The sequence below is a fragment of the Stutzerimonas stutzeri genome (assembly GCF_009789555.1).
Taxonomy (GTDB): domain Bacteria; phylum Pseudomonadota; class Gammaproteobacteria; order Pseudomonadales; family Pseudomonadaceae; genus Stutzerimonas; species Stutzerimonas stutzeri_R.
On the sequence record NZ_CP046902.1, the window covers coordinates 1873937 to 1899860 of the forward strand.

Sequence of the window (25924 nt, forward strand, 5' to 3'; positions counted from 1 at the left end):
CAGCTCGATAAAAATGACCGCTCGGTCCCTCTGCGTTTCGGCGCGCCGCTTCGATACTTGAGCGCTTTCAGGCCAGCCGCAGATGGTTATCCCACAGGCCCGCAGGCAACTGCAGCGCGGTGCTGACGAAGCGCTCGCCGCTGCAATCGACCAACCGGCAGCGGCCTTGGCCCGAGCTGACCACGAAGCCTTGCGCGACCGCCGCGACCCCGGCGCAATCGGGCAGGTGCACTTCCTGGCGCAGGGTTGCGCTGTCAAGGTCCCAGAAGAACACCTTGTTGCCGCGGGGTGCCGTCACGGCCAGCAGGCGCAGGCGGTCGTGAATCGCCAGGCTGGCGGTGTACTGGTTCATGGTCTGGCGCTGGGCTTCTGCCAGCGGGAAGGGCTGGAAGGGCTGGCCCGGGCGCTTGATCGCCAGCAGCGGTACCCGATCCATGGGATCGCCTTCGTACTGCTGTCCGGACACCACGGTTCCATCGGCGGCAACGGCCAGATGGCGCACGCTGTTCATCCGTTCGGGCAGCCGCTCCTTGCTGATCAGCGTGCCGTCGCGGCGCAGCATCACCAGGCTGGGTTCCATGGCATCGAGATTCATCATTTCCCGGCTGTCGGCTTCGGTACGGATGCCGCCGTTGGCGATCACCAGCGTCTCGCCGTCGGGCATCCACAGCAGCTGATGCGGGCCTATGCCGTGCGTCGAATGCTCTGCGCTGCGTACCAGCCGCTGTTGCTCGACGCGATAGATGCCCAGCACGCCGCGGCCCGCATCGGCGGTGTCGTTCTCGGTGGTGTAGAACCAGTCGCCACTGGCCTGGAACACACCGTGGCCATAGAAATGCCGGTCCGGCGGCGAGGCCAGCACCTGCAGCAGCGTGCCGTCACGGCTGTCGATCAGGTAGCTTTCACGGCTTGGCCGGCGCCCAACGAACACCGCCAGGGGCAGATGGGGATGGGCGTAGACGTCATGGCAGCGCTCGCTGACCGGTGTGGCGAACACGCGCGTGCCGTCGAGCCGGTAGCCGACCGCGTAGTGTCGACCATCGGCATCGTCGCGTGCCGAAAGCAACAAGGGTTGGTCGGTATGCCGGCTGAGGGTCCAGCCGCCGACGGCTGAGGCTGCCACCAGGGCACTGCCCAGCCCGAGGAAGGTACGGCGTCTCATGATCAATCACCGTCGTGGGCATTGAAGCCGATCTGTACGCCCAGCGCCCGGGCCAGTTCGTTCTGATGCAGCCGGTGCAGGACGTCGATTTCCTGATACAGCTCGTTCAAGCGCACGCGTCCAGCTTCATCGGCGATCAGTTCGCTGAATGGCAACAGAGTGTCGGCCAGCTGCTTACGGGTCGTGGCGTAGGCGACGTCGATGCGCTCGATCAGATCGGCCTGTTCCGCCGGGACGAGTTTCTTGAAACCGTTGTCGTCCTTGCCCAGCCACAGTTGCTGGGCGCCGGCGAGCACCGCATCGATACTGCCGAGCGTCGCATCGCTGCGCCAGGCCTCGGCTTGGAAGGGTTGGGGGAAGCCCTTGCTCTGGCGGCCCAGCGGAGCGCCCAGTTTTTTCTTCAGACCGTCCAGCGCGGTGACCTGCACGCGCAACAGGTCGGCAATCGCTTCTTGCGATTCGGTGTAACGCTCGTTGGGAAATTCGCTCAACTGGGCAGCCATGCCATTGTCGGCTTTCCACGCGTGCAGCATGTCGGCGGCGAGCTGCTGCTGATGCTCGCCGATCGCCTGCAGCAGGCGGCAGTAACGCACCTTGGTCGGCTCATCGCTCAGGTCCACGGCTTTGTCATAGAGTACGTACTCATACGCTGAAAGCCCCTGCAGGACGACGCTGGCGTTTTCCAGGTCGGCCTGGGTCAGCTCGGGTTTGTTTTTCAGCAGCGCAGTGACCTGGCGCCCGACCAGGTTCTTCTTGTCGGGCCAGAACTGCACCTGCCAGGCGCGGTTGCCTTCGCCCATCGGCCCGATCAGCATCGGCTGCAGGCCTGACCAGGCGAACTGCGCGTTCAGGAAGGCCTTGCGCGCGGTGTCCAGTTCTTCATTGCCGGCACAGAAGGCGATGCTGCTGGCAGCCATGCGCCGGTTGGTATCGGCCCATTGGGTGTAGGCCGGCAGTACGACGTCGTCGGCCAGGGTCTTGCTGGTTTCGGCGAACGGGTCGGAGGGGGCGCAGCCGCCGAGCAATAGGCCGAGCGCGGTGGCGGTGAACGCTGAGAGATAACGGTTGGGGTACATAGTGCTCCTCGGCAAGGTCGGACAGCGCTGGCCTGACCGGCGCTAGAGTGAGTCGAGAAAAGCCAGCAGGGCGCTGCGTTCGTCGCTGTCGAAGCCGAGTACGGCCTGCTTGGCCCGTTCCGCTTCGCCGCCATGCCAGAGTATCGCTTCGAGTAGATTGCGGGCGCGCCCGTCATGCAGGAACTGGGTATGGCCGCTGACCGTTTCGGTCAGGCCGATGCCCCACAGCGGGGGTGTCCGCCACTCGCTGCCGCTGGCTTCGAATTCGGGGCGGTGATCGGCAAGCCCGTCGCCCATGTCGTGCAGCAGGAGATCGGTGTAGGGGTGGATCACCTGGTTGGCGAGTTCCGGCTCAGCGGCATCCCCCGTGGTGAATGTCGGCACGTGGCAGTTCTGGCAGCCGGCCCGGTGAAACAGTGTCTTGCCCGCCAGCACCTGAGGGTCGTCGACCTTTCGCCGTGCCGGTACGCCGAGGTTGCGTGTGTAGAACAGCACCAGCCCTAGAATGTTATCGCTGACTTCCGGCTCGCCGCCGTTGGGCATCGCCTGGCACGCCTGTTGTCGGTCGGTGCAGGTGTCGCCGGTGAACAGGCTGCTGCTCAGGCCCATGTCGTTGAAGAAAGCGTCGGCGTTCTGCTGGTTCAGGTTCGGCTGCCCGGCTTTCCAGCCGAAGCGGCCGACCACCGTCTCGCCTGTGCGTTGGTCGAACACCCGGTTGGGGCGGCCGGAGATACCGTTTCCGGTGCGGTCCTCCGGGTCGGCGTTAGCCAGCAGGGCGGATTCGGGGATGGCTTCCAGCAATCCGAGGCCGATCATTGGCGGTGCCACACGGACGGAAGAGCGGGTCTGCGGGTGCATCGGGCCGTAGCCAAGCTCGGAGATTTCCAGCTGCGGAATGCGCAGTTCCACTTCAAAGCCGTCGGTGAAGCGCTCTACCCGGGTGCCGTAGCTCAACCGGACCTTGCCTTCAGGGGGTACGCCGGGAACCGCCATGTCCTGCAGTTGGCCGCCGTATGTGGGTTCCGGCGCAATGCCGCGCTGCCTGAGCACCTCGGTGTGTTCCGGGCCAGCGGGTATCGACAGACGCACCAGCATCGACACGGCGTTGCCACGCTCGGCTTCGACCGGACGGCCGCGGCCATCCTTGATGTGGCAGTTCTGGCAGGCGTTGGTATTGAACAGCGGACCCAGCCCGTCGCGAGCGGTGGTGGAGGAGGGCGCGATCACCCAGGGATTGCGGAAGAAACTGTTACCGACGCTGAAGTCCAGGCGCCGCGATGGCGTCAGGTTGGCCGACGGCAGCGAAAAGGCATTGTGATCGAACTTCATCACGGTCGCGCCACCAGCGGAAAGGGCTTCCCCTGGCTCGGCCTGCGTAAAGCGGGGCGTCTGCTCGCCACAGCCGGTCAGGCCATAGGCCAGCAGCAAAGCGGTCGCAGCGCGGAAAAGCGGGTGCATCGGTGGTACCAGGGTCGTGACAGGGCGGTAATCTTAGCAGGCTAATGGAGTTTGAATAAGAGCAATTTGCATTTGCCGGCTGACGTATGCGGGGCAGGAATCACGTATCGGGGCATCGGTTGGGGCTCCGAGGGCGGCATCGCACCGCCTCGGGGTCAGGTGTCGGCTCAGAACTGGTGGTCAGCCGTGTCCGGGTTCAGATCGCTGATGCCCAGTGCGGCAGCGGCTTTCTCGATGGATGCGGTCTGCTGCACCAGCGCCGCAATCGCGTCACGTACCTTCTCCTGGCCTTCGCTGTTGTCGGGTGCGATCAGTTGGTCGAAGGCTTCGCCGCCCTCGGCGCTGGTGACCAGCACCTGCAGTTTGGCCTCGGTGGTTTCCAGGTCGGTCTTGAGTGTGGTGCCGATCTGCGGATCGGTGCCTTCTACCAACGATGCCAGGCTCGCGCCGCTCAGCGTGCTGCCATCGACACGCTTGTACTCGCCCAGGTAGACGTTACGGATGCCCCTGGCGTTGTAGTAATGCGAGTTGTGCGTGTTATCGCTGAAGCAGTCGTGCTCGTCCTCGGGCGAGTTGGCTTCCAGGGCGACCTTCATGCGTTCACCCGCCAGTTCGCCGAGCGACAGGCTTCCCATGCCGAAGAGCATCTTGCGCAGGCCGTTTTCGGCCGACTCGCTTTCCAGGCTGGCGCGGTAGTTGTCGGCGACGCCGGGTGCCCACTCCCCGACCATTTGTTCGAGGTCGCTGACCAGCAGTTGGGTTGCCGCTTTCAAATAGGCGCGGCGGCGGTCGCAATTGCCGCCGGTGCAGCCGTCACCGTCGATGTAATCGCTGGCGGGGCGTTCGCCGGCGCCGGCTTCGGTACCGTTGAGGTCCTGACCCCAGAGCAGGAATTCGATGGCGTGATAACCCGTGGCCACGTTGGCTTCCGAACCGGCCAGCTCGTTCAGGCTGGCAAGCTTCTCGCCGGTGATTTCACTGACGTCGATCTTGTCTTCGCCAACCTGCAGCTCCTTGTTGGCAATGATGTTGGCGGTGGCGCCCGGATTGCCGAGGGCGTGTTGATAATCGCCCTGGACGTAGTCGATCAGGCCCTCATCCAGCGGCCAGGCGTTGACCTGACCTTCCCAGTCGTCGACCACCGGATTGCCGAAGCGGAACACTTCGGTCTGCATGTACGGCACGCGAGCTGCCAGCCAGGCATCCTTGGCCGCCTGTTGGGTTTGCTCGGTCGGGTTGGCGAGCAGGGCATCGATCGCTTCCTGCAATTTCAGCGCGGTGCTGTGTGCATCGCTGAAGACGGCATGCGCAATGTCGGCGTAGTGCTTGACCACTGCCTGCGCGGCCTCGTCGTTCACGGTCTCCGTCGCTGGCGCGCTCGCAGCCGGCTCGCTCTGCGTGGTGGCTTGCGGAGCGGCGGCCTGTTCGGCTGGTGCTTTATCCTCGCCGCAACCAGCGAGTGAAATGGCGACTGCCAACAGGCTGGCGGTGGCCCAGACGGGAGTACGTAGCATGGCGGGTTCCTTTGCTTGCAAATGGTATTAGCGGACGCCGAAGAGAAAGCCGTTGGCGATCCGATGCGGGTCATAATGCGAAAGATTTGCATTTTGTGCAAAGGAAATGCGTGGAGCAGGTCGCGCTTCGCTTTACGCAGCGCCGCTAGAATGCCATTCCGATAGCTGGATCTGGAGAGCCCCCGATGAGCCTGAGCGCTGTGGTTGCACTGGTCGTACTGTTTCTCGTCGCTGCCTACGCGGTAGTGCTCTACAACGGCCTGGTGCGCCTCAAGCACGGGGTCGGCAAGGCGTGGTCCAACATCGACGTACTGCTGCGCCAGCGCCACGAAGAGTTGCCAAAGCTGGTCGAGACCTGCAAGCAGTACATGCAGCACGAGCGCAACACCCTGGAACAGGTCGTCACCGCCCGCAACGCAGTTTCCAGCGCGCGCGAGCAGGGCGATGTCAGCGCGTTAGGACATGCTGAAACCGGGTTGCGGGCGGGGCTGGGACGTCTCTTCGCGCTGGCCGAAAATTATCCCGAGCTGCGTGCCAGTGAAAGTTTTCGCCATCTGCAGCAGCGCATCAGTGGTCTGGAAAGCGGCATCGCCGATCGCCGGGAGCTCTACAACGAGTCGGTCAACCTGAACAACGTGCGCATCGAGCAGTTTCCCGATGTGTTGCTGGCACGCGCCTTCGGCTTCGGCCAGGCCGAGTTGTTGCAGTTCAGCGAGGCGGAAAAAGCCGACGTCGACCTCAAGCCGCTGTTTGGCTGAGCGTGCTCGGGCCGATGCTGTTCGTGGGGGTGGCGGTTGCCCTGTGCCTGGCCGGCGGCTGGCTATGGGTCAGTCGCTGGACCAAGTTGCGCCATCTGCTGGACACGCCGACCTCCAGGATTCGCTCGGCAGCCCAAGGCTACGTCGAACTCACCGGGGTGTTGCGAGCGCTGCCCGATGCGCCATTGTTGCAGGCGCCGCTGACGGCCAAGCCGTGCCTATGGTGGCGCTACCGTATCGAGCACCACCGGCCCGGCGACAAGCGCAACCGGTGGCGGGTCGTCGAGCAGGGAACCAGCGACGGGCTGTTGCGTCTGTCCGACGCCACGGGGGACTGCCTGATCGATCCTCGAGGCGCCGAGGTGGTACCGGCGCGGCGCGACAGCTGGACGGGCGATCAACGCCATCCCAGGGCACAGCCGGCGCGCGGTGCATTTGGCTGGCTCACCGGCCATCGCCAGTATCGCTACATCGAGGAGCGGCTTCATGTCGATGAGCCGCTGTACGCCATTGGCGATTTCCGCACCGCGGGCGGCGGCCGGGAGGGGCTCGATCTTGACGCCGCCCAAGGAGCGCTCGTGCGCGAATGGAAAGCCGATTACGCCGGTCTGTTGCGGCGTTTCGACAACAATCGTGACGGCCAGCTCGACCAGGCCGAGTGGGCGCGGGTGCGTCTCGCGGCAGGTCTGGAAGCCGAACAGCGTCACCGGCTTGCCAGTGCCCGGCAGGCGCAGCACAGGCTCGTGCGGCCCAGCGAAGGCCGGCCGTTCGTGTTGTCGAGCCACGGTGAGGAGGTCCTGGCACGGCGCTATCGCCGAGATGCGCTCGGGGGCGCTGTGTTATGTCTGCTAGGGGCGGCGATACTGGCGTCCCGGTTGGCTGGTTGAGCTGAGCGGCCAATCCGCGGCGCTGCGGGTGGCTGCTAAAGCGGTTGCGAATTGAGCCGGTGTTCGAAACGCAGCGATTGGCGCAGCAATGCGGCCAGTTCGGCGGCTGGCAGCGGCTTGCTGTAGTAATAGCCCTGGCCTTCGTTGCAGCCTTCGTCGATCAGGTAGCGCTCCTGCTCGGCGGTCTCCACGCCCTCGGCAATCACCAGCATGCCGAGGCTCTTGCCTAGCTGAATGATGGCTCTGACGATGGTCGTATCGCCCTGGTCGGCGGCCATGTCACGCACGAAGCTTTTGTCGATCTTGATCTTGTCCAGCGGCAGGCTCTTGAGGTAACTGAGCGACGAGTAGCCGGTACCGAAGTCATCGATCGCGATCAGCGCACCGGAGCGGCGCAAGCTGTGCAGGTTGTGAGTCGCGGCGCCGATGTCTTCCATCAGACCTGTTTCGGTGACTTCCAGCTCCAGCGTTTCAGGTGGCAGCCGATGGGTGCCGAGCAGGTTGCTGATCATCTCCGGCAGTTCGGCGTGGTGCAGTTGCACTGTCGACAGATTCACCGCCATGCGCAGGTCGCTGAACCCTTGCTGGTGCCATTCGCGCAACTGTCGGCAGGCCTGATCGAGCACCCATTCGCCAATCGCGATGATGCTGCCGTTTTGTTCGGCGAGGGGGATGAAGACATCCGGCGGGACCATTTTGCCGCTCGGGTGGGACCAGCGCAGCAACGCCTCGACGCCGGTGATGCGTTTGAGCCGATAGTCGATCTGCGGTTGATAGACCAGATGGAATTCACCGCGTTGAAGGGCTTCCGCCAGATCGTTCTGCAACTCGCGGCGCGCTCGCATCTGGCTGTCGATGCTGGCGACGTAGAACTGGTAGCGGTTGCGCGAGCGGTTTTTCGCCAGGGTCATGGTCTGCTCGGCTTTTTGCAGCAGTTTCTCGGTGCTGTCGCCGTCTTCGGGGTACAGCGTGATACCGATGGTCGCGCGCAGTCGTATGTTGTGCTGATCCATCACGACCGGGCGTTCGAGATCGTCGAGTATTTTCTGTGCCAGCTCCGCTGCCTCGTAGGGTTGTTCGAAGCCGAACAGCACCAGTACGAACTGATCCCCGCCCAGGCGCGCAAGTGCCCCGACGCGCCCACTCAGGCTGCGCAAGCGCTCGGCCAGGGCCACCAGCAGACGGTCGCCGTGCTGATAGCTGAACTGCTCGTTCACGCCTTTGAAGTCGTCCAGGCCGAGACAGAGCACCGCCACACGGCGTTGGACCCGGGCGGCTTCGTTGAGGATATTGTCGAGCTGTTGCTGCAGCTGTTGCCGGTTGGGCAGGCCCGTGAGCGAGTCGTACTGGGTCATGCGCTGCAGATCGTTCTCGGCGGCATGGCGCAATTGCATGTTGTGTTCGATCGCGGCGAGCAGACCATTGGCGGTCTCGACCCAGAGGCCCAGTTCGTTCTGCTCATGGCCCTTGGGCATGGGCAATGAATGCTCGCCTGGGCGACCTGGATTGATGTGCGACAGATGTTCGATCAGCTTGGTCAGCGGCCGCGTCAGCAGCCATTCGTAGATCAGGTACAGCAACAGGCCAAGGACCAGCGCGCGGAGAATGCCGACGACGAAAATCACGCCCGACTGGCTGATGAAGTCCTCGCCATAAGGGGCGGTGTCGAGCGTGATGCGTAGGTCGCCGTAATATTCGTTATAGGGCGGACGACCGATCAGCGGGATCGTGAAATCCTGATCGCGACCCAGTATCGGGTCGGTCAGCCAGCGCGATGGCAGGGACATGAGCGGGCGCGATTTGTAGGCCAGAGGCGGCTCGCCTGGGTGGCCGATCGATGCCTTGCGGATCGACTCGTGCTGGAACAGCCCTTCCATGACCTGCGCGCCCATTTCCCGGTCCAGGCTGTAGATCGCCTGGGTGGAGGGATCGCGCGTCATGCGCAGGATTCGCTGCGCCTCGGTGCTGATCAACTGGCGAGTCTTGTAGGCGTCGAAAACGATTTGTGCGCAGCTCAGTACCAACCCAACGGCCAGCGCTGACAGCAGAACGATACGGAGCAATTTCCTCGACAGGCTGTTGCGCAATGCGGTCAAAAGGATTTCCTTTTTCCAAGCCGGTGCCCAGCGCAAGTATTGGTCGTCATAGATGAGGCGTCAAAGATTCGAGCGTGCTGATGTGGCGAAACGTTATCAAAACCCCTGGGCGCTTGCAGAACCTTCTGTCGACCGCCGTCGGGCATGGTGCGCTGGCACCGCAGTTCGGTGCGAGAGCGTCTCGCAGCACCTGCGCGGCTCGGGCGAATCAGGCGGTAGCGGGCGATTCCTTGACGTCGCAGCCCTTGATGACCATGCGGATGATCGTTTCGGCTGCGGCTTCATAATCGGCATCGTCGAGTTTGGCCTTGCCCGTGACGGTGGAAATCTGCCAGTCGAAATCGGCGTACGTCTGGGTCGCGGCCCAGATACTGAACAGCAAATGACTGGGATCGACCGGGGCCATCAGCCCTCGATCGATCCAGCCCTGGATACACGCGACGTTATGGCTTGCCTGGGCATTCAACTGTGCCGCTCGCTCGGCGGGCAGATGGGGCGCGCCGTGCATGATTTCGCTCGCGAATACCTTGGAGGCACAGGCGTGTTCGCGTGAAATCCGGATCTTGGTGCGGATGTAGGCGCGCAGGACGTCGGCCGGCTCCCCCGGCTGATTGAACGGAGCGGACGCCTGCAGCAAAGGCTCGACGATACTGTCGAGCACCTCTCGGTAGAGGTTTTCCTTGCTTTTGAAATAGTAGTAGACGTTGGGCTTCGGCAGCCCGGCGCGGTTGGCGATGTCACTGGTCTTGCTGGCAGCGAAGCCCTTTTCGGCGAACTCTTCGCTGGCAGCGCGCAGGATCAGTTCTTTGTTGCGCTCGCGGATACTGGACATAGGGCCTGTTCAATTCACTACCACCGCCTGGTGGCCTGCCGCGGCATGCTAGCACTGGCTTCCGGACTGTCTCAAGGCGGTCACGCCCAAGCGATTTTGTGTGAACGCGTGGACGGAATGACTGTATACAGTCAGTGAAAACCATGTGCTCCCTTCACCTCGGCTTCGCCGCCTCCCGGCATCCGAACTGTCCAGCGTCCCGACCGCTGACGGCCAAACAGCAGCCTGCAGCCGGTGCGCCCAAGCGCACCACGGACAGCGTGCCTGGCATGGCGATTCAGACGTTGATAGCCGAGGCGCCCGGTGTCCTCGGATTCCACATCGCCTCGAGCCGCCGCCAAACGGTTCTAAAGGCCCGGCCGCTCGGGCCGATAACCTGATGGCATCGAGATTGAAATGTTGTGCACAATAATGAGTATTTATTGTGTTCGAGTTAAGGGTCCTACTGAGGTCAACGCCATGCCTTTCATGCAACGCAGTATTCAGTGGCAACTGATAGTCAGCATGGGGGCTGCGCTCCTTGCCAGCATCCTCGTCGTCATCCTGGTGTATTCATCGGCGGTTAACCGGTTGGCCGAGCGCTATCTGGTGGGGCAGGCGCTGCCTGCCAATATCTCGGCGATCCGCAACGACATCGAGCGGACGCTGGCCGCGCCGATCACCGCGACGGCGTCGATAGCCGCCAACAGCCTGGTCCAGGAGTGGTTGCGTGACGGAGAGCGTGAAGATCAGGCGCAGGCGATGGGCCGTTACCTGAACGGCGTCAAGACGCAACAGAACGCACTTACCACCTCGATTGCGGTGCTCGACAGTGGCAACTATTACTCCGAGGCGGGTCTGTCGCGCAGACTCAGCCGCAGTGCGCCCGGCGACGGCTGGTTCTACGGGCTGCTCGACAGCGGCATCGAGCGCCGCTTCGAGATCGACATCGACAAGGCGTCCCGCCAGCCGACGCTGTTCATCAATCAGCGTATCGAAGCAGGCGGCAAACCCTTGGGCGTGGCAGGTCTGGGTTTCAGCCTCAAAAGCATGTCCGAGCTGATCAGCAACTTTCGGTTCGGTGAGCGTGGCGAGGTCTACCTGATCAACGGCGAAGGCCGGGTCATGGTGCATCCACGTACCGAGAATAACGATCGGATCGAGCTGAGCGCGTTGACCGGTGACGCCGCCGCCCTGGAGCTGCTCGACGGCGCGCATGACGCGGTGCGTTTCGAGCGTGACGGGGAATCGTTCCTGGCGGTTGCACAGCCCCTGGAAAGCCTCGGATGGGTACTGGTCAGCGAAGTCCCGGAGGCGGAAATCTTCGCCGAGGCACGACGCACGCTCTGGACGATCAGCCTGATCGGCGCCTGCATAGGCCTGTTCTTCCTGGGGCTGGTGGTATTGCTGGCGCGTGGGCTGGTGCGACCGATTCGCCAGGTGACCTCGGCGTTGGTGGAAATCGGCGGTGGCGGCGGTGACCTCACACGGCGTCTGGATGAGAGCCGCGCCGATGAACTCGGCGATCTCGCGCGCGGGTTCAACCGTTTCCTCGGCAGTTTGCGCGGGCTCATTGGCGATGTGCTGAACACCAGCGAGCAATTGCGCGTCGCGGTAGGGCAGGTCGCCGAAGTGGTCGATAACACCGCAAGCCGTGCCGGGCGTCAGCATGAAATGACCGATATGGTGGCCACGGCGGTACATGAAATGGGGCTGACCGTGCAGGAGATTGCACGTAACGCCAGCAGCGCCGCCCAGGCCTCTCAGGACGCCCGTACCGAAGCGATGCGGGCGGGCAAGGTCGTCGGCGACTCGATTGCGCACATCGAGAAGATGTCCAGCGAGATCGGCCATGCTGCTGAATCGGTTACCGATCTCGCGCAGCAGGTCGCCTCGATCGACAAGGTACTGGCAGTGATTCGCAGCATTTCCGAACAGACCAACCTGCTTGCCCTCAACGCTGCCATCGAAGCGGCGCGTGCGGGTGAAATGGGGCGGGGCTTCGCAGTGGTGGCCGACGAAGTGCGAACCCTGGCCAGCCGAACCCAGGCCTCGACCGACGAAATCCAACAGATGATCCAGGGGCTCAAGGGCGGCGCGGAAACCGCGGTCAACTCGATGCATGCCGGGCAAGCGGCCACGGGTACTGGCGTGCAGGCCAGCCAGCGTACCGGCCAGTCGCTGAACGCCATCACCGAGCAGGTCGACGCGATCAGCGGCATGAACGCCCAGGTGGCCGCGGCGACTGAAGAACAAAGCAGCGTCACCGAGGAGATCACCCACAACATCCAGGGCATCGCCGACCTGGCTCAGGCGACCGCCAGCGATGTGCAGGGCTGCCGTGAGGACTGCCAGGCGCTCAGCCGCCTGGCAGATGACCTGAGCCGGCAGATGGGCAGTTTCAAATTGTGATGGGTACTGCGCGCCTCGTTCAGCGAGCGTCGGCGCGCAGCGGTTCCTGTGGGTGTAGCGCTTCAGGCGTAGCGTGGGCTGTTCGGAGCCGCCAGGGCAGCACGGCGATGCACCGCGTGATGCTGCGCGATCAGAAGTGCGCTTTCACCAGCAGGCTCGCGGTGTTCTGGTGGGTCCCGCCCACCAGGTCGCTGACGAAGCCTCCATTCTCGATGCCGTATTTGTCGGACCAGTAGTCATACTCGATCCCCACATAGAGCTTGCCGGGTTCGCCATCCAGGGCCTTGCCCAGGTCGTACTTGATCTGGGGGTTGATATGCAGGTTTTTCGAGATGAAGTCGCCGCGGCGTTCGGAGCCTGCATCGTTGACCACCCAATCGATGAAGCCGTCGAAGAGTATGTCCGACTTGCCAACCGGGAAGGTCATGGCCCAGGTCGGCGTGACCTGCCACTGACCGGACGGCTTGCCGGTGGTGCCGTCGGGCTTGCGATAGTAGAGGTTGATGGCCAGGCGATCGAAGCCGGGCACGTCGAGGTCAACGGCCGGGCCGAGCAGGTAGTTCTGGTTCGGTACGCCGTTGGTGCTTTCGCCTCGCTCGTAGGTGGCCGACAGCAACACGTCCTTGATCGGCCCGAAGCTCATGGTCCGGCCGCTGATCTTGCCCAACGACAGACGAGGGCTGAATTCGCCGTAATAGGTGTGGCCTTCTCCGCCGGACAGGCCGTTGTACCACTTGTTGTCGATGAACAGGAACATGTCGCCCCAGCTCCAGCCGCTGGCATGTTCGAAGGTCACGGTCTGCTGGATTTCACCTGCATCGACCTTGAAGTCCTTGCCGTACAGGTAGGTGAGGCTGTTGTTCTGCCAATGCAGCATACCGTCGGCGAAGGCCGGCGCGGCCAGCGCGCAGCTGGCCAGCGCCAGCGAAAGGGGGGCGAGTCTGAAGTTCATGCGGGTACCCTTTGGTTTTGTTGTTGTGATGTATGCGGGTGGGCGCCCGGTGCCGCAGCGACCGGGCGCGAGCAGCGGCTCAACCCGTTGGGGTCAGGTGCTGCCGGATGTCGTTGCTGGTCGCCTTGGCGTCAGGTTCGGAATAGTTCGGGATGTTGACGGCCAGGGTGTTGGTGCCGAGCGAGTCCTCGATCAGGTTGTCCGGGTCGTAGTCGTCCAGTTCGCCCGGTTCGCGTGGCAGGAAGAAATTGAGCAGGATCGCGCTGAAAGCGCCAATGGTGATCGGCGAGCCGAAGATGTTCTTCAGCACTTCCGGCAGGTTGTTCAGCACATCCGGCACGGCGGCCACGCCCAACCCCAGGCCCAGCGAAATGGCGACGATGAGCATGTTGCGACGATTCAGGCCGGCTTCGGCAAGGATCTTGATCCCGGCAATCGCAACGGTGCCGAACATGATCAGGGTGGCGCCACCGAGTACCGGCTTGGGCATCAGTTGCAGCACGCCGCCTACCACCGGGAACAGCGCGAGCAGGATCAGGATGCCGGCGATGTACAACCCCACGTGACGGCTGGCCACACCGGTCAGCTGGATCACGCCATTGTTCTGGCTGAACGTCGTCATCGGCAGGCTGTTGAAGGTGGCGGCCAGCAGCGAGCTGCAACCGTCTCCGAGGATGCCGCCCTTGATCCGCCTGATATACAGCGGGCCCTTGACCGGCTGGCGCGAGATCATCGAGTTGGCGGTCAGGTCGCCGGCGGTTTCCAGCGGCGTGATGAGGAAGATGACCGCAATCGGAATGAAGGCCATCCAGTCGAACGCGAAGCCGAACTTGAATGGCTGCGGCACGCTGACGGCCGGGAGCGTGGCGAGGCTGGAGAATTCGACCATGCCCATCATCCAGGCGGCAAAGTAACCCACCGCCAGGGCCACGATCACAGCCGAAAGCCGCAGCAGGGGAATGCCGAACCGGTTGAGCACGATGATGGTGCCGAGGACCAACCCGGCCAGCGCCAGGTTGGGCAGCGCACCGGGATTCTCAGCGCCGTATCCGCCGGCGATGTCCGTCATCGAAACCTTGATCAGCGACAGGCCCATCAGGCAGATGATGGTGCCGGTGACCACCGGTGTGATGACCCGGCGCAACCGATCGATGCAGCGGCTGACAGCAATCTCGACGAACGCGGCGCAGAAGCTGACGCCGAACAGCGTGGCGAGAATGTCTTCCGGGCTGCCGCCGCGACCCTTGACGATGAATCCCGCCGCCAGGATCACGCTCAGAAAGCCGAAGCTGGTGCCCTGCAGGCAGAGCATGCCGGCGCCTATCGGGCCGACCCGCTTGGCTTGGATGAACGTCCCGATTCCGGACACGAACAGCGCCATGCTGACCAGATAGGGCACGTATTCGCCCAGGCCAAGCACACTGCCGATGATCAACGTGGGGGTGATGATGCCGACGAAGCTGGCCAGCACGTGCTGGATGGCGGCAAAGGTGGCGGGAAGCGGACCCGGACGATCCTCGAGCCGATAGATCAGGTCCTGGTTGGGAGCGTCACCGCTCCTGGATTCGGTTGCGGTCATGGTCAAGCCTGCCATTAGTTATTGTTCGGTCATGGGCTTCGGGGCTGCACGGACCCCCATACGCTGATCGCTGAAAAGCTGTTCAAGCGGTCAGGATGTTCCCGACTATAACAACCTGTGAACACACCTTTAAACAATTAATTTAAAAATTGTGCACAATTATGACGAGCGTGCATCGGCGGCTGACTGCGGTCGCTGACTGCCAGCGAATATGGCCGCTTTCAACGTTTGGCCAGCAACTCCTGGGACACGTTCTCGGCGAGCCCGGCACCGGCTTCGGACATGGTGAGGTAGGTGCGGTCCGCACCGGCCTGCTCGATCTGCTGGGCGATGTCCTCGTACAGGGCGTGGGACACGATCAGACCCGCAAACCCCTTGCCGCGCAGTTTGCGGGTGGAAATGATCTTTGCTTCCGGATCGTTCATGGCGAGGATCACGGCCTCCACCTTGTTCATTTCCAGCGACTCCCAGAACATCTGGTCCTCGGCATCGGCAAAAAGGACATGGCGTCCGCTCTCGCTGCTTTTCTCCACCGTGACCGGGTCGGAGTCGAGGCTGACCAGGCGCCAGCCCTTGTCGCGCAGGTGGTCATAGGCGGCGCGGCCGGTTCGGCCCATGCCCATGATCAGGATCTGGGCGTCGCCCAGGGAGACCGGTTGTTCGTCGGGATGACGCGTATTGCGTTCCAGCGGAATCAGGCGTTTGGCCAGGCGATCGTAGAGCGGATGGGACATACGATTGAGTTGCGCCGAAATGATGAACGACAGGGCCACGGTAATGGCCAGCGGTGTCAGCCACTGCGGCAGTACGACGCTGGCGACGATCAGGCCGAATTCACTGTAGTTGGTCAGGCTCGAGGCGCTGAGGAATGCACTGCGCGCGCGTAGGCGGAACAACAGGAAAAGGAAGAAGAACAGCAGGCCCTTGAGCGGCAGCAACAGGGCCACGGCGCCGGCGAAGAGCATGGCATCCATGTCAGGCAACCCGCCGATTCCGATCTGCAGGAAGAAGCCGACCAGAAACACTTCCTTGATCGCCCAAAGCGAACTGGAAAGCTCGGTCGCGCGCTTGTGCTTGGCCAGCATGGCGCCGAAGGCCAGCGCGCCTAGCTCCGAACTCAGCCCCAGATGCTCGAAGCCGAGGCCGCCGACCACCAGCGCCAGCATCAGCCCCAAAAGCACCATCAACTCTTCGTGGCCGCTGTGGTCGAGGAGGCGGAACAGCAGCGGGCGCAGCAGCGGCAGGCCGAATACCAGCAATGCCCACGCCGAGGGCACCTTGCCGCTGGCGATACTCATCACCACCAGCGCTATCAGGTCCTGGATGATCAATACGCCAATGGCGACCCGACCGTGGAAGGCGCGTAGTTCGCGCTTGCCTTCCAGAACCTTGGCGGCCAGCACGGTACTGGAAAACGACAATGCGATCGCCAGCAGCAGGCTTTCGCGCCAACCGGTGTCGAGAAAGAACAGGATCGCCGGCCATACCAGCAGGCTGGAAATACCGAAGTGCAGCAGGCTGCCCCCGATGACCTCGCGCCGCACCAGGTTGCTCAGCTTGAGCTTCAGGCCAACGGTGAACAGCAGCAGCAACACGCCGAGATGAGCGAGATGAGCGAGAATCTCGCTGTCCTGCGGGCCGACGCCGAAATATTCTCCGAAGCCGGCCAGGGCGAACCCTGCCGCCAGGTAGCCAATCAACGGCGGCAGGCCGACGGCACGTGCGACAAGACCCAGAACGAAGGCGAACGCAATCCAGCTGGCTTCAATCATCGCAGGGGACTCGGGCAGGCGGGCCTGCATTTTAGCGGGGGCGAGCGGCTTGTCGAGATTGTGATAAGCGACGAAACCCCGCAGGGGCGGGTTTCGTCGCACGCTGCAGCGGCGGTGGAGTCCGTTCCGCAGCGCGGGTTTCGTGGGGCGTGTACCGCTCTGTCAGTGCTGGGCCGCACCGGTCAACGCATGGCGCTCCGGCCCGCCAAGAACGTTGAACAACAGATTCAGGGTCACTGCGCTGATGGTAGCGACCGCGATACCACTGTGGGTGATGGGTTCCATCCAGTGCGGCAGGTGCGCGAAGAACTCCGGCCGAACCACCGGGACCATGCCCAGGCCGATGCTTACGGCAACCAGCAACTGGTTGCGACGATCGCCGATATCGGCCTCCTGCAGAATCTTGATGCCGGTGGCGGCGACCATGCCGAACATGGCGATGCCCGCACCGCCCAGCACCGCGGCGGGAATCGAGGCGACCATGAATGCGGCCTTCGGCAACAGGCTCAAGGTGATCAGGAACAGGCCGGCGATGGCTGTTACGTAGCGGCTTCGCACGCCGGTCATCTGTACCAGACCGATGTTCTGGGCGAACGAGGAATGGGTGAAGGTGTTCATGAATCCGGCGAGAAAGGTCGCGCCCGCATCGCACAACAGACCGCGGCGCAGTTGCCTGGGATCGACATCCTGGCCGGTGATCTTGCCCAGCGCGAGGAACATGCCGGCAGACTCGACGAAGATGATCACCACCACCAGGCACATCGACAGGATCGGGGCGAGCAGGAACTGCGGCGTACCGAAGTGGTTCGGCGTGACGATCTGGAATGCCGGTGCAGCGCTGATGCCCGACAGCTCGACCATCCCCAGGCTGCCTGCCAGGACGTAGCCCAGCGCCATGCCGATCAGCACCGAAACGTTGACCCAGAAGCCGCGCAGGAACTGGTTGATCAGCAGGATCACCGCCAGCACCGCAGCGGCGACGCCGAGGTAGGGCAGGGCGCCGAACTGACCGGTGGCGCTGCCGCCGCCGGCCCAGTTCACCGCTACCGGGAACAGCGAGAGGCCGATCGAGGTGATGACCGTGCCGGTTACCAACGGGGGAAACAAGCGGACGATCTTGCAGACGAAGGGCGCGATCAGCAGGCCGAAAAAGCCGGCGGCGATGGTGGCACCGAAGATGCCTGTCATGCCCACGCCAGGCATGCCCGCCATGACCACCATGCTGCTGACCGCAGCGAAACTGGCGCCCATCATCACCGGCATGCGGATACCGGCCGGTCCAATGCCCATGGATTGCACAATGGTCGCGATGCCCGCCACCAGCAGATCGGCATTGATCAGGAAGGCGATTTCCTCACGCGACAGCCCGGCTGCCTGGCCTACGATCAGCGGGACGGCAACTGCCCCACCGTACATCAGCAGCACATGCTGAAAGCTCACCAGCAGCATCTGCAGCAAGGGCAGCCGCTTTTCGGTCGCTGGCGCGGTTTCCCGCTCGGTCACATCGTTCATGCAAAAACACCTCGGACGCTTTTGTTATTGGAGGGTCGCGGCGGCTCCGCTGAACGTGCGGGGCCGGGTTTAGGGTGTTCGGGTTCGACCTGTGGCAGAAACCCGCTGGGCGTAGTCTCGGGCTGGTGGGGTCTCCTGGACGCTGGTGTTGGGGGGCTGGATAAAAAAAAGCCGCGCCCGGAAGCGCGGCTGGCGGGCGCCGATCACTGGATCGAAGCACCCTTGTCGATCCAGGCACCGAGCAGGTCGCGCTCCTCCTGGGTCATGTTGGTCATGTTGCCCAGCGGCATGATCTGGCTGGCGACGGACTGTGCGTGAATCTTCGCCGCCTGTTGCCGGATCTGCTCAGGCGTATCGAACATCACGCCGGCCGGGGCGGCGCTGAACAAAGGGCTGCTTGGCTGCGCGGCGTGGCACACGGTGCAACGCTCTTCGATAACGCGGCGGACCCGGGTGAACTCGCTGTCGCCGCCCGTGGCCTGGGCATCGCTCGCCGTGCCGGACTGCTGTGCGCTGATGCTGGCCTGCTCCGGCGAGGTCGCGGCCAGGTTCGGCGCGGCGGGCTGGCGGTTAGGCGAAGTCACGAACGCCAGGCAGATCATGCCGACCGCCGCGGCGGGAAGTGCCCAGGCGAAGCGGTTGCTGTCATGCCGGGTGTTGAAGTAATGGCGGACCAGCACCGCCAGCACCGAAATACCGGCCAGGATCAGCCAGTTGTACTGGCTCCCATAGGTGCTCGGGAAGTGGTTGCTGATCATGATGAACAGCACCGGCAGGGTGAAGTAGTTGTTGTGTCGCGAGCGCAGCAGGCCCTTGGCCGGAAGTACCGGGTCCGGCGTGCGGTTCTGCTCGATGGCCGCAACCAGCGCCCGTTGCGCCGGCATGATGATGCGGAACACGTTACCGACCATGATGGTGCCGATCAGCGCGCCGGTGTGGATGTAGGCGGCTCGGCCGCTGAAGACCTGCGAGTAGGCCCAGGCGGCAAAGATCACCAGGATGAACAGCACCAGCCCGAGCAGCGCCGGTTGTTTGCCCAGTGGTGAGTCGCACAGCAGGTCATAGACGAACCAGCCGACGATCAGCGAGCCAAAGCCGATGGCGATCGCCACGGCTGGCGTCATGTCGCTGCCGGGTGCGATCAGGTACAGCGAAGGGTTGAGGTAGTACACCACCATCAGCAGGGCGACACCCGACAGCCAGGTGGTATAGGCCTCCCACTTGAACCAGTGCAGATTGTCCGGCATCTGCGGTGGGGCCAGCTTGTACTTTTCAAGGTGATAGATACCGCCGCCATGAATCGCCCAGAGATCGCCGGACAGGCCATCGCGGGGGTTGGCGCGGTTGAGGTTGTTTTCCAGCCAGACGAAATAGAACGAGGCGCCGATCCAGGCGATGCCGACGATCATGTGAATCCAGCGAATACTCAGGTTCAGCCATTCGGTCAGATGTGCTTCCACGATAATTACCTCTTGCACGGCCGGCGTACCGGTCGCTGTTTCTTCTTATTCGACTCGTCGCAAGTGTCCCGCTTGTTCTGAAGCACGCATGCCCGGTGTCGGCTGTGCTGTTCAGCCGTGCCGGTAATGCCGTCGCTGATCAATCGGTTGCTTGGTCGGAGTCCCGGTGGGGGTCGAGGAGAACCAGCTCATCCTCGTTGAAAAAATGCTCGTCGCAGTTGTTGCCAGAACCGCTGCGATCGACCACCAGGAATTCATCCCGCTTTTCGATCGTCAGCACCGGGTGGTGCCAGACGCCGCGGTGGTAATTGACGCCTTGCCTGCCGTTGCTGCGGAAGGCGCGGACGTTACCCGGTACAGGTGCATCGCCACGTGGCGCGACCACGACCAGAAAGGGGTTGCCGAGCAGCGGAATGAACGCCTGGCTGCCCTGCGGATGTCGTTCGAGCATGCGAATGACCAGCGGCATTTCCAACGCGTCGGCGGCGAAGATGCTGATGATGGCCTGATCGTCCGGCTGCGCGGTCTCTACCGTCGCCAGCTTGTGGTAGCGGCGGGTGGAACCGTTGTTGATCATGAAATAGTCGCTGCCTTCGGTTTCGATCACGTCACCGAACGGGGCGAAGGCTTCCTTGGTCAACGGTTCGATCTTGAGTGTGCGCATGCTGTGCTCGTTATCTGGATTGCTGTAACGCATGGCAGCAGGAGGGCCATGGCGAAAGCCGCCACGCTCGACCTGCTGCACCTGCTTTCGCTTACTTCACGGCCTTGCCGAACAACCGCAGACGACTGACGCCACCGTCCGGGAAGATGTTCAGGCGCACGTGGGTGATCGGCCCGAGCTGGGCGATCTGCTCGCTGAATTCATGCTCGGCGTGCATCTCCAGCTTCTGGCTTGGCAGCAGTTCACGCCAGAACAGGCTCTGGGTTTCGATCTGGCTGTCGGTGCCGCCTTTGACGTAGGCCGCCTGGATGTTGCAGCTGTCCGGGTAGTTGCCCTTGAAGTGCAGGGTGTCGACGACGATGCGCTCGATCTCGCCGGGGTGGCCCAGTGCGACGATGACCCAGTCATTGCCCGGCGTACGGCGACGCGCCGTCTCCCAGCCATCGCCCATGTTGATGCCACGACCGGGGTTGAGAATGTTGCTCATGCGGCCGAAATGCTCGTCGGAGCAGGCCAGCGCACGGCCGCCGTTAAGCGCCGAGGCGAGGTCGATCTGCTCGTTGTCGCCGACACTGCTCCAGTCGCGGAACGGAATGCCGTGTACGCGCAGACGGGCGACGCCGCCGTCCGGGTAGATGTTGAAGCGCAGGTGGCTGAACGGCTGGTCCACACCGATCTCGTGGTAGTGGTGGCTGTTGCCCTTGAGTTCGACCGCAGGCAGGATTTCGGTCCAGACGGTACGGTCGTCCGGATCGCCTTCGGCGAGGAAGCAGGCTTCCAGCGACGCGGAGGGTGGAAAGTTGCCGGTGAAGAAGCTGGTGTCGATGTCGACGCCCTTGATCGAGCCGGGCACGCCGAGGCGAATGACCGCGTGGTCGAAGCCTTCGAAGCGCTTGCGGCGCGACTCCCAGCCGTCCATCCACTTGCCGTTATCATCGAAAACGCCCTCCTTCCAAACGGCCGGCGTCGGCTGGAATAGCCGGTTGACGTCGGCGAACCAGTCGTCGGTGACGGAGATGGCCTTGGTGCCCAGGCGGGCGTCGGCCAGGTTGACGTATTTTTCGAAGGGTACGGCGTAGCTCTTCATAGGTTGTTCTTCTCTTCGTGTCGTCTGATGGTCTCTTGCTTACATCGCCTGCAGACGGAACAGTGCGATTTTGTTGATCTCGGCGAGGGCGCGGGCGAACTCCTGATCTGGCGTGTTATGCATGCGCTCCTCGAACGCCGCCAGGATCTGGTGCCGGTTACTGCCCTTGACCGCCATGATGAAGATGAAGCCGAACCTGTCCTTGTAGGCCTCGTTCAGCGCGGTGAAGCGAGCGAACTCCTCCGGTGTGCATTCGTGAATCCCGGCGCCGGCCTGCTCGGCTGTGGAGGAGGCCGTCAGTTCACCGCGCACGGCGGCCTTGCCGGCCAGATCCGGGTGCGCGTTGATCAGCGCAAGCTGGGTTTCGCGAGGCGCCGACAGCATCGCCTGAGACAGGCGTTCATGCATCACCTCGACAAAGTCGAGCGTTTCGTCCACGCCAGCCTGATAGACCGTGTCGGCGACCCACGGCGAATGCTCGTAGACGTCGGCGAAGGTGGCAATGAACGTCTCGCGGTCGAGGGTGGAAGGCTTGATGGTCTTGAACGGGGTCATAGGGCGCGTTCCGCGGTAAGGGGGTGAGTCGAGTGCCAGTGACGGGCGATGTCGACGCGGCGGGCGAACCACACCTGCTCATGGCCCTTGGCATACTCGATGAAGCGCTGCAGCGCGGCCAGGCGCGCGGGGCGACCCAGCAAGCGGCAGTGCATCCCGATGGACAGCATTTTCGGCGCGCCTTCGGCACCCTCGGCGTAGAGGACGTCGAACGCGTCCTTGAGGTACTGGTAGAAGTCGTCGCCTTTGTTGAATCCCTGCACCTGGGTGAAGCGCATATCGTTGGTATCCAGGGTGTATGGGATCACCAGGTGCGGCTTGTCCGGGGTAGATTCGGGGTCCCAATAGGGCAGGTCGTCATCGTAGGTGTCCGAGTCATAGAGGAAGCCGCCTTCCTCACGAACCAGTCGCCGCGTGTGCGGGCCGGTGCGGCCGGTGTACCAGCCCAGCGGGCGTTCACCGGTGATATCGGTCAGGATACGGATCGCCTCGAGCATATGCTCGCGCTCCTGCTCCTCGGTCATGTACTGGTAGTCGATCCAGCGGTAACCGTGGCTACAGATCTCGTGGCCATCGGCAACCATGGCCTTTATCACGTCCGGGTGCCGCTGGGCGGCCATGGCGACGGCGAAGATCGTCAGCGGGATGTCGTGCTTGCGAAACAGCTTGAGCAGGCGCCAGACGCCCGCGCGGCTGCCGTATTCATACAGTGACTCCATGCTCATGTTACGCACGCCCTGCAAGGGTTGCGCGGCCACCATCTCGGAAAGAAAGGCTTCGGATTCCTTGTCACCATGCAGCACACAGCGTTCGCCGCCTTCTTCGTAGTTGAGTACGAAAGACAGGGCGATACGGGCATCGCCCGGCCATTGCGGATGGGGTGGGTTGTCGGCATAGCCGATGAGATCACGAGGGTAGTCGGCGCTCACTGTTGTTATTCCTTTATCGATCGCGGGTCGCTGCCTTGGATTGCCGTGCGACCGTCATGGCTCAATTGTATACAAAACGTTTTGCGCTTTGTAAATCACATTTCGTTGATTTATTTTCCAGCTCGGCCAGGGCGCTCGGCTCCAGGCTCCGCTTGTGCGCCCGGCTGGCGCTGTATAGCGCAGCGCTGGCAGATTAAACAGCAGAAATCGGGCCAGAATTGGATACTTAAGATTGTGTACAATTTTTCTAGAAAGTGTCTTTCAAATGTGCGGGTGCATGCTATGCTCGAGCCTGTCCACACTAACCACAAGAGGAGGCGGGCATCGTCAGTAAATCTGCGATGCGAGAATCTATGGGACGTTTGACTACTCATGTACTGGATGCGGCCCATGGTTGCCCGGGCAGTGACATCCGCATCGAACTCTATCGGGTCGATGGCGATCGCCTCGAACTCATCACCACCCGCCAGACCAATTCCGATGGCCGCTGCGATTCACCGTTGCTGGAGGGCACCGAATACCGTTCCGGTGTTTATCAGCTGCAGTTCAGCGCCGGGGATTACTACCGAACCCGTGGCGTGCAGCTGCCCGAGCCGGCATTTCTGGATGTGGTCGTGCTGCGCTTCGGCATCAGCGCCGAGCAGGACCACTACCATGTTCCGCTACTGATTTCGCCGTACAGCTACTCCACCTACCGCGGTAGCTGATGGCGTCTGCCGTGTGCAGCGACGCGGCAGATACCGCTCCCATGCGTGAAACTTTGACTCCCTGAGTCTACGACCCGCCTCTGATGGCGGGTTTTTTTTGGGCGCGGCGGGGCGGGGGCGGGTTTCGCTTGTGAAACGACGCGAGCGTCCCTCACCGGCTCATCAGGGAAGCGGCTCCCGCGCCGCCAAACAGCGCCGCGCTGGTGCGGTTGAACCAGACCTGCCCCTTGCCGGTGCGCAGGTAGCGCGCCGCACCGTGCGCCCCGAGTCCGTAGGCCAGCTTGCAACACAGGTCCAGCACCGCCCAGGTCAGGATCATCATCAGCAACTGCGGCATGAAGGGCCGATCGGCACTGAGAAACTGCGGCAGAAACGCCGCAAAAAACAGAATGTCCTTGGGATTGCTCGCGCCCAGTCCAAAGGCGCGCCAGAACAACTGGCGAAAGCGCGGGCTGACTTCGGGTGTCGCCACGCTGGGCCCGCTGGCGGGGCGGCGCGATTCCTGCCAGCTCTGCCAGGCCAGGTAGAAAAGATAGAAGGCGCCGATGATTTTCAGAATGCTGAAGACCTGCTCCGATGCCAGCAGCAACGCGCCAAGTCCCAGCGCCGAAGCGCTGAGCAGACAGATCGAGGCGCTCACCCCGCCGATGAATGCCGGCCAGGAGCGTCGCAGCCCGTAGTTGAGGCTGTTGCTGATCATCAGCAGCGACAGCGGGCCAGGGATCAGAATCACCACCAGCGCCGCGCTCGCAAATAACAACCAGGTTTCCAGACTCATTTTCGATACCTCAGTATGGCGTTTAAGTGTGTGTCAGCCGCTGTAAAACTACAGCTAAGCGAGGCGGGCTTCCTACAAAAGCCCAAGCCAAAACCAAAAGTCCGGGCGCTTCACCGACCCGCTTTTGTGGGAGGCGCGCCCCGCGGCGAATGCAGGCCTGCCAAGCCCCAAAAGCTTCGCCCCCGGGGCGGGCCTCCCACAAAAACCAAAGCCAGACCCATCGGAAGCACCGATCCGTTCCGGTTCCTGCAAACTCAAAAACCCCGCCGCACGCAGCAGCGGGGCGTGGCCGGTCGTCTTGCTTAAAGGAAGGCGAACTTGGCGATGAAGATGACGCACAGCACATAGAGGCTGATCGAAACCTTGTCGCGCTGACCGGTCAGCAGTTTGAGTGTCGCGTAGGTCAGAAAGCCCAGCGCGATGCCGTTGGCGATGGAAAAGGTCAGCGGCATCATGACCACCGTGACGATGGCCGGAATCGTATCGGTGTGGTCCTTCCAGTCGATATGCGCCAGCCCGCTCATCATCAGCATCGCGACGTAGATCAGTGCGCCCGCGGTCGCATAGGCGGGGATCATGCCGGCCAGGGGCGCGAAGAACATGGCGATCAGGAACAACGCGCCAACGGTGACCGCCGTCAGCCCGGTACGACCGCCCGCGGCGACGCCCGACGCGCTTTCGACATAACTGGTCACTGGCGGACAGCCGACGAAGGCACCGACCACACTGGAGGTACTGTCGGCTTTCAGCGCACGTGAAAGGTTCTGGATCTTGCCATCGTCATCCACCAGGTTGGCGCGGTGCGCAACGCCCATCAGCGTCCCGGCGGTATCGAACATGTTCACGAACAGGAATGCCAGGATCACGCTGACCATCGCCACGTTCAGCGCACCGGCGATATCCATGGCCAGCCAGGTCGGCGCCAGGCTCGGCGGCATCGAGACCAGGCCATTGTATTCGACCAATCCCAGGGCCCAGCCGATGCCGGTGACGACCAGCATGCTCAGCAGGATCGCGCCGAATACGTTGCGGTGGCTCAGCACAGCGATCATCAGAAAGCAGATCGCCGCCAGCAAGGCAGTCGGTTCGCTGAACGAGCCCATGGTCAGCAGGGTCGCCGGACTGTCGACGACGATACCGGCCGTTTTCAGGCCGATCAGGCCGAGGAACAGACCCACGCCCGCACCCATCGCAAAACGCAAACTCATCGGGATGCTGTTGAGCAGCCATTCGCGGATGCGCGACAGGCTCATGACCATGAACAGGACACCGGAAATGAACACCGCACCGAGGGCGATCTGCCAGCTGTAGCCCATCTCGCCGACTACCGTATAGGTGAAGAACGCATTGAGGCCCATGCCGGGTGCCAGGCCCACCGGCCAATTGGCATACAACCCCATGAGCAGGCAGCCCAAGGCCGCACCGATGCAGGTGGCGACGAACGCGGCGCCGTGATCGATGCCTGCATCGGCCATGATGTTCGGGTTGACGAAAATGATATAGGCCATGGTGACGAAGGTCGTCAGGCCCGCGAGCATTTCGGTTTTGACGCGGGTGCCATGGGCGCTGAGTTTGAAGAATCGGTCGAGCCAGCCGGGGTTCTTCGTCTGCAGCGCGAGCGATTGCTGTTCCTGCTTTGTGGTTTCCACAAGGTGTTCCTCATCGTTCTTGTTGTCTATCACCCAGAGCGGTGCTCTCGAGGGCAGGTGATGGTGAGGGCTCTTCTACTCGGTTTTTGACCGAGAGGTCAGGAAG

Annotated in this window: 21 protein-coding genes; 4 read left to right on the forward strand and 17 right to left on the reverse strand. The window is 62.8% G+C overall.

What is annotated here, in order from left to right; translation table 11 throughout:
- Positions 1 to 67: 67 nt before the first annotated feature.
- The 4 genes from GQA94_RS08780 to GQA94_RS08795 form a co-directional block, all read right to left on the reverse strand.
- Positions 68 to 1162, reverse strand: a complete 1095-nt coding sequence (locus tag GQA94_RS08780; protein WP_158187648.1) for a DUF1513 domain-containing protein — start codon at positions 1160 to 1162, stop codon at positions 68 to 70.
- A gap of 2 nt (positions 1163 to 1164) precedes the next feature.
- Positions 1165 to 2238 carry an imelysin family protein gene (locus GQA94_RS08785; protein WP_158187649.1) on the reverse strand — a complete coding sequence of 358 codons (1074 nt, stop codon included), beginning with the start codon at positions 2236 to 2238 and terminating at the stop codon, positions 1165 to 1167.
- 42 nt (positions 2239 to 2280) lie between these two features.
- Positions 2281 to 3696, reverse strand: a complete 1416-nt coding sequence (locus GQA94_RS08790) for a di-heme oxidoredictase family protein (RefSeq protein WP_158187650.1) — start codon at positions 3694 to 3696, stop codon at positions 2281 to 2283.
- 167 nt (positions 3697 to 3863) lie between these two features.
- Complete coding sequence (locus GQA94_RS08795; RefSeq protein WP_158187651.1) at positions 3864 to 5210, reverse strand: imelysin family protein; 1347 nt, start codon at positions 5208 to 5210, stop codon at positions 3864 to 3866.
- Between the two features lie 185 nt (positions 5211 to 5395).
- Here GQA94_RS08795 and GQA94_RS08800 point away from each other — a divergent pair, with 185 nt between their 5' ends.
- Both GQA94_RS08800 and GQA94_RS08805 read left to right on the forward strand, forming a co-directional pair.
- Positions 5396 to 5968: a LemA family protein gene (locus GQA94_RS08800; protein ID WP_158187652.1), complete on the forward strand. Its 573-nt coding sequence runs from the start codon at positions 5396 to 5398 to the stop codon at positions 5966 to 5968.
- Between the two features lie 14 nt (positions 5969 to 5982).
- A complete protein-coding gene (locus GQA94_RS08805; protein WP_158187653.1) occupies positions 5983 to 6855 on the forward strand; it encodes a GIDE domain-containing protein in 873 nt (290 codons plus the stop codon).
- Positions 6856 to 6890: 35 nt separating this feature from the next.
- On the opposite strand, the gene GQA94_RS08810 is transcribed toward GQA94_RS08805, so the two are convergent.
- On the reverse strand, positions 6891 to 8951 hold the full coding sequence (locus GQA94_RS08810; RefSeq protein ID WP_199270113.1) for a putative bifunctional diguanylate cyclase/phosphodiesterase: 2061 nt from the start codon (positions 8949 to 8951) through the stop codon (positions 6891 to 6893).
- A 208-nt stretch (positions 8952 to 9159) separates the two neighbouring features.
- The gene (locus GQA94_RS08815) at positions 9160 to 9783 is read right to left on the reverse strand and encodes a TetR/AcrR family transcriptional regulator (protein ID WP_158187654.1); all 624 of its coding nucleotides are present in this window, start codon (positions 9781 to 9783) and stop codon (positions 9160 to 9162) included.
- Positions 9784 to 10242: 459 nt separating this feature from the next.
- On the opposite strand from GQA94_RS08815, the gene GQA94_RS08820 reads away from it, so the two are divergent.
- Positions 10243 to 12174, forward strand: a complete 1932-nt coding sequence (locus tag GQA94_RS08820) for a methyl-accepting chemotaxis protein (RefSeq protein ID WP_158187655.1) — start codon at positions 10243 to 10245, stop codon at positions 12172 to 12174.
- 130 nt (positions 12175 to 12304) lie between these two features.
- Here GQA94_RS08820 and GQA94_RS08825 read toward each other — a convergent pair whose 3' ends face one another.
- From GQA94_RS08825 to puuE, 9 genes are all read right to left on the reverse strand, one after another.
- Positions 12305 to 13126 (reverse strand): outer membrane protein OmpK, encoded by an 822-nt coding sequence (locus GQA94_RS08825; protein ID WP_158187656.1) that lies wholly within the window; start codon positions 13124 to 13126, stop codon positions 12305 to 12307.
- Between the two features lie 79 nt (positions 13127 to 13205).
- A complete protein-coding gene (locus GQA94_RS08830) occupies positions 13206 to 14705 on the reverse strand; it encodes a uracil-xanthine permease family protein (protein WP_158187657.1) in 1500 nt (499 codons plus the stop codon).
- 221 nt (positions 14706 to 14926) lie between these two features.
- Entirely contained in the window at positions 14927 to 16477 is a 1551-nt protein-coding gene (locus GQA94_RS08835; protein ID WP_158187658.1) for a cation:proton antiporter family protein, read from the reverse strand.
- A 162-nt stretch (positions 16478 to 16639) separates the two neighbouring features.
- A complete protein-coding gene (locus GQA94_RS08840) occupies positions 16640 to 17989 on the reverse strand; it encodes a nucleobase:cation symporter-2 family protein (protein WP_158187659.1) in 1350 nt (449 codons plus the stop codon).
- A gap of 203 nt (positions 17990 to 18192) precedes the next feature.
- Entirely contained in the window at positions 18193 to 19449 is a 1257-nt protein-coding gene (locus tag GQA94_RS08845; RefSeq protein ID WP_158187660.1) for a urate hydroxylase PuuD, read from the reverse strand.
- Between the two features lie 139 nt (positions 19450 to 19588).
- Positions 19589 to 20113 (reverse strand): ureidoglycolate lyase, encoded by a 525-nt coding sequence (locus GQA94_RS08850; protein WP_158187661.1) that lies wholly within the window; start codon positions 20111 to 20113, stop codon positions 19589 to 19591.
- Positions 20114 to 20204: 91 nt separating this feature from the next.
- Complete coding sequence (gene alc / locus GQA94_RS08855; RefSeq protein WP_158187662.1) at positions 20205 to 21200, reverse strand: allantoicase; 996 nt, start codon at positions 21198 to 21200, stop codon at positions 20205 to 20207.
- 39 nt (positions 21201 to 21239) lie between these two features.
- Positions 21240 to 21755, reverse strand: a complete 516-nt coding sequence (gene uraD, locus GQA94_RS08860) for a 2-oxo-4-hydroxy-4-carboxy-5-ureidoimidazoline decarboxylase (RefSeq protein ID WP_158187663.1) — start codon at positions 21753 to 21755, stop codon at positions 21240 to 21242.
- Positions 21752 to 22684, reverse strand: a complete 933-nt coding sequence (gene puuE, locus GQA94_RS08865) for an allantoinase PuuE (protein WP_158187664.1) — start codon at positions 22682 to 22684, stop codon at positions 21752 to 21754. The genes uraD and puuE overlap by 4 nt, the downstream gene beginning before the upstream one ends.
- A gap of 353 nt (positions 22685 to 23037) precedes the next feature.
- On the opposite strand from puuE, the gene uraH reads away from it, so the two are divergent.
- The gene (gene uraH, locus GQA94_RS08870) at positions 23038 to 23391 is read left to right on the forward strand and encodes a hydroxyisourate hydrolase (RefSeq protein ID WP_158187665.1); all 354 of its coding nucleotides are present in this window, start codon (positions 23038 to 23040) and stop codon (positions 23389 to 23391) included.
- Positions 23392 to 23542: 151 nt separating this feature from the next.
- Here the strand turns inward: uraH and GQA94_RS08875 are convergent, their stop codons facing one another.
- Positions 23543 to 24169 (reverse strand): LysE family translocator, encoded by a 627-nt coding sequence (locus tag GQA94_RS08875; RefSeq protein ID WP_158187666.1) that lies wholly within the window; start codon positions 24167 to 24169, stop codon positions 23543 to 23545.
- Between the two features lie 302 nt (positions 24170 to 24471).
- Complete coding sequence (locus tag GQA94_RS08880) at positions 24472 to 25818, reverse strand: NCS2 family permease (RefSeq protein WP_158187667.1); 1347 nt, start codon at positions 25816 to 25818, stop codon at positions 24472 to 24474.
- Between the last annotated feature and the right edge of the window lie 106 nt (positions 25819 to 25924).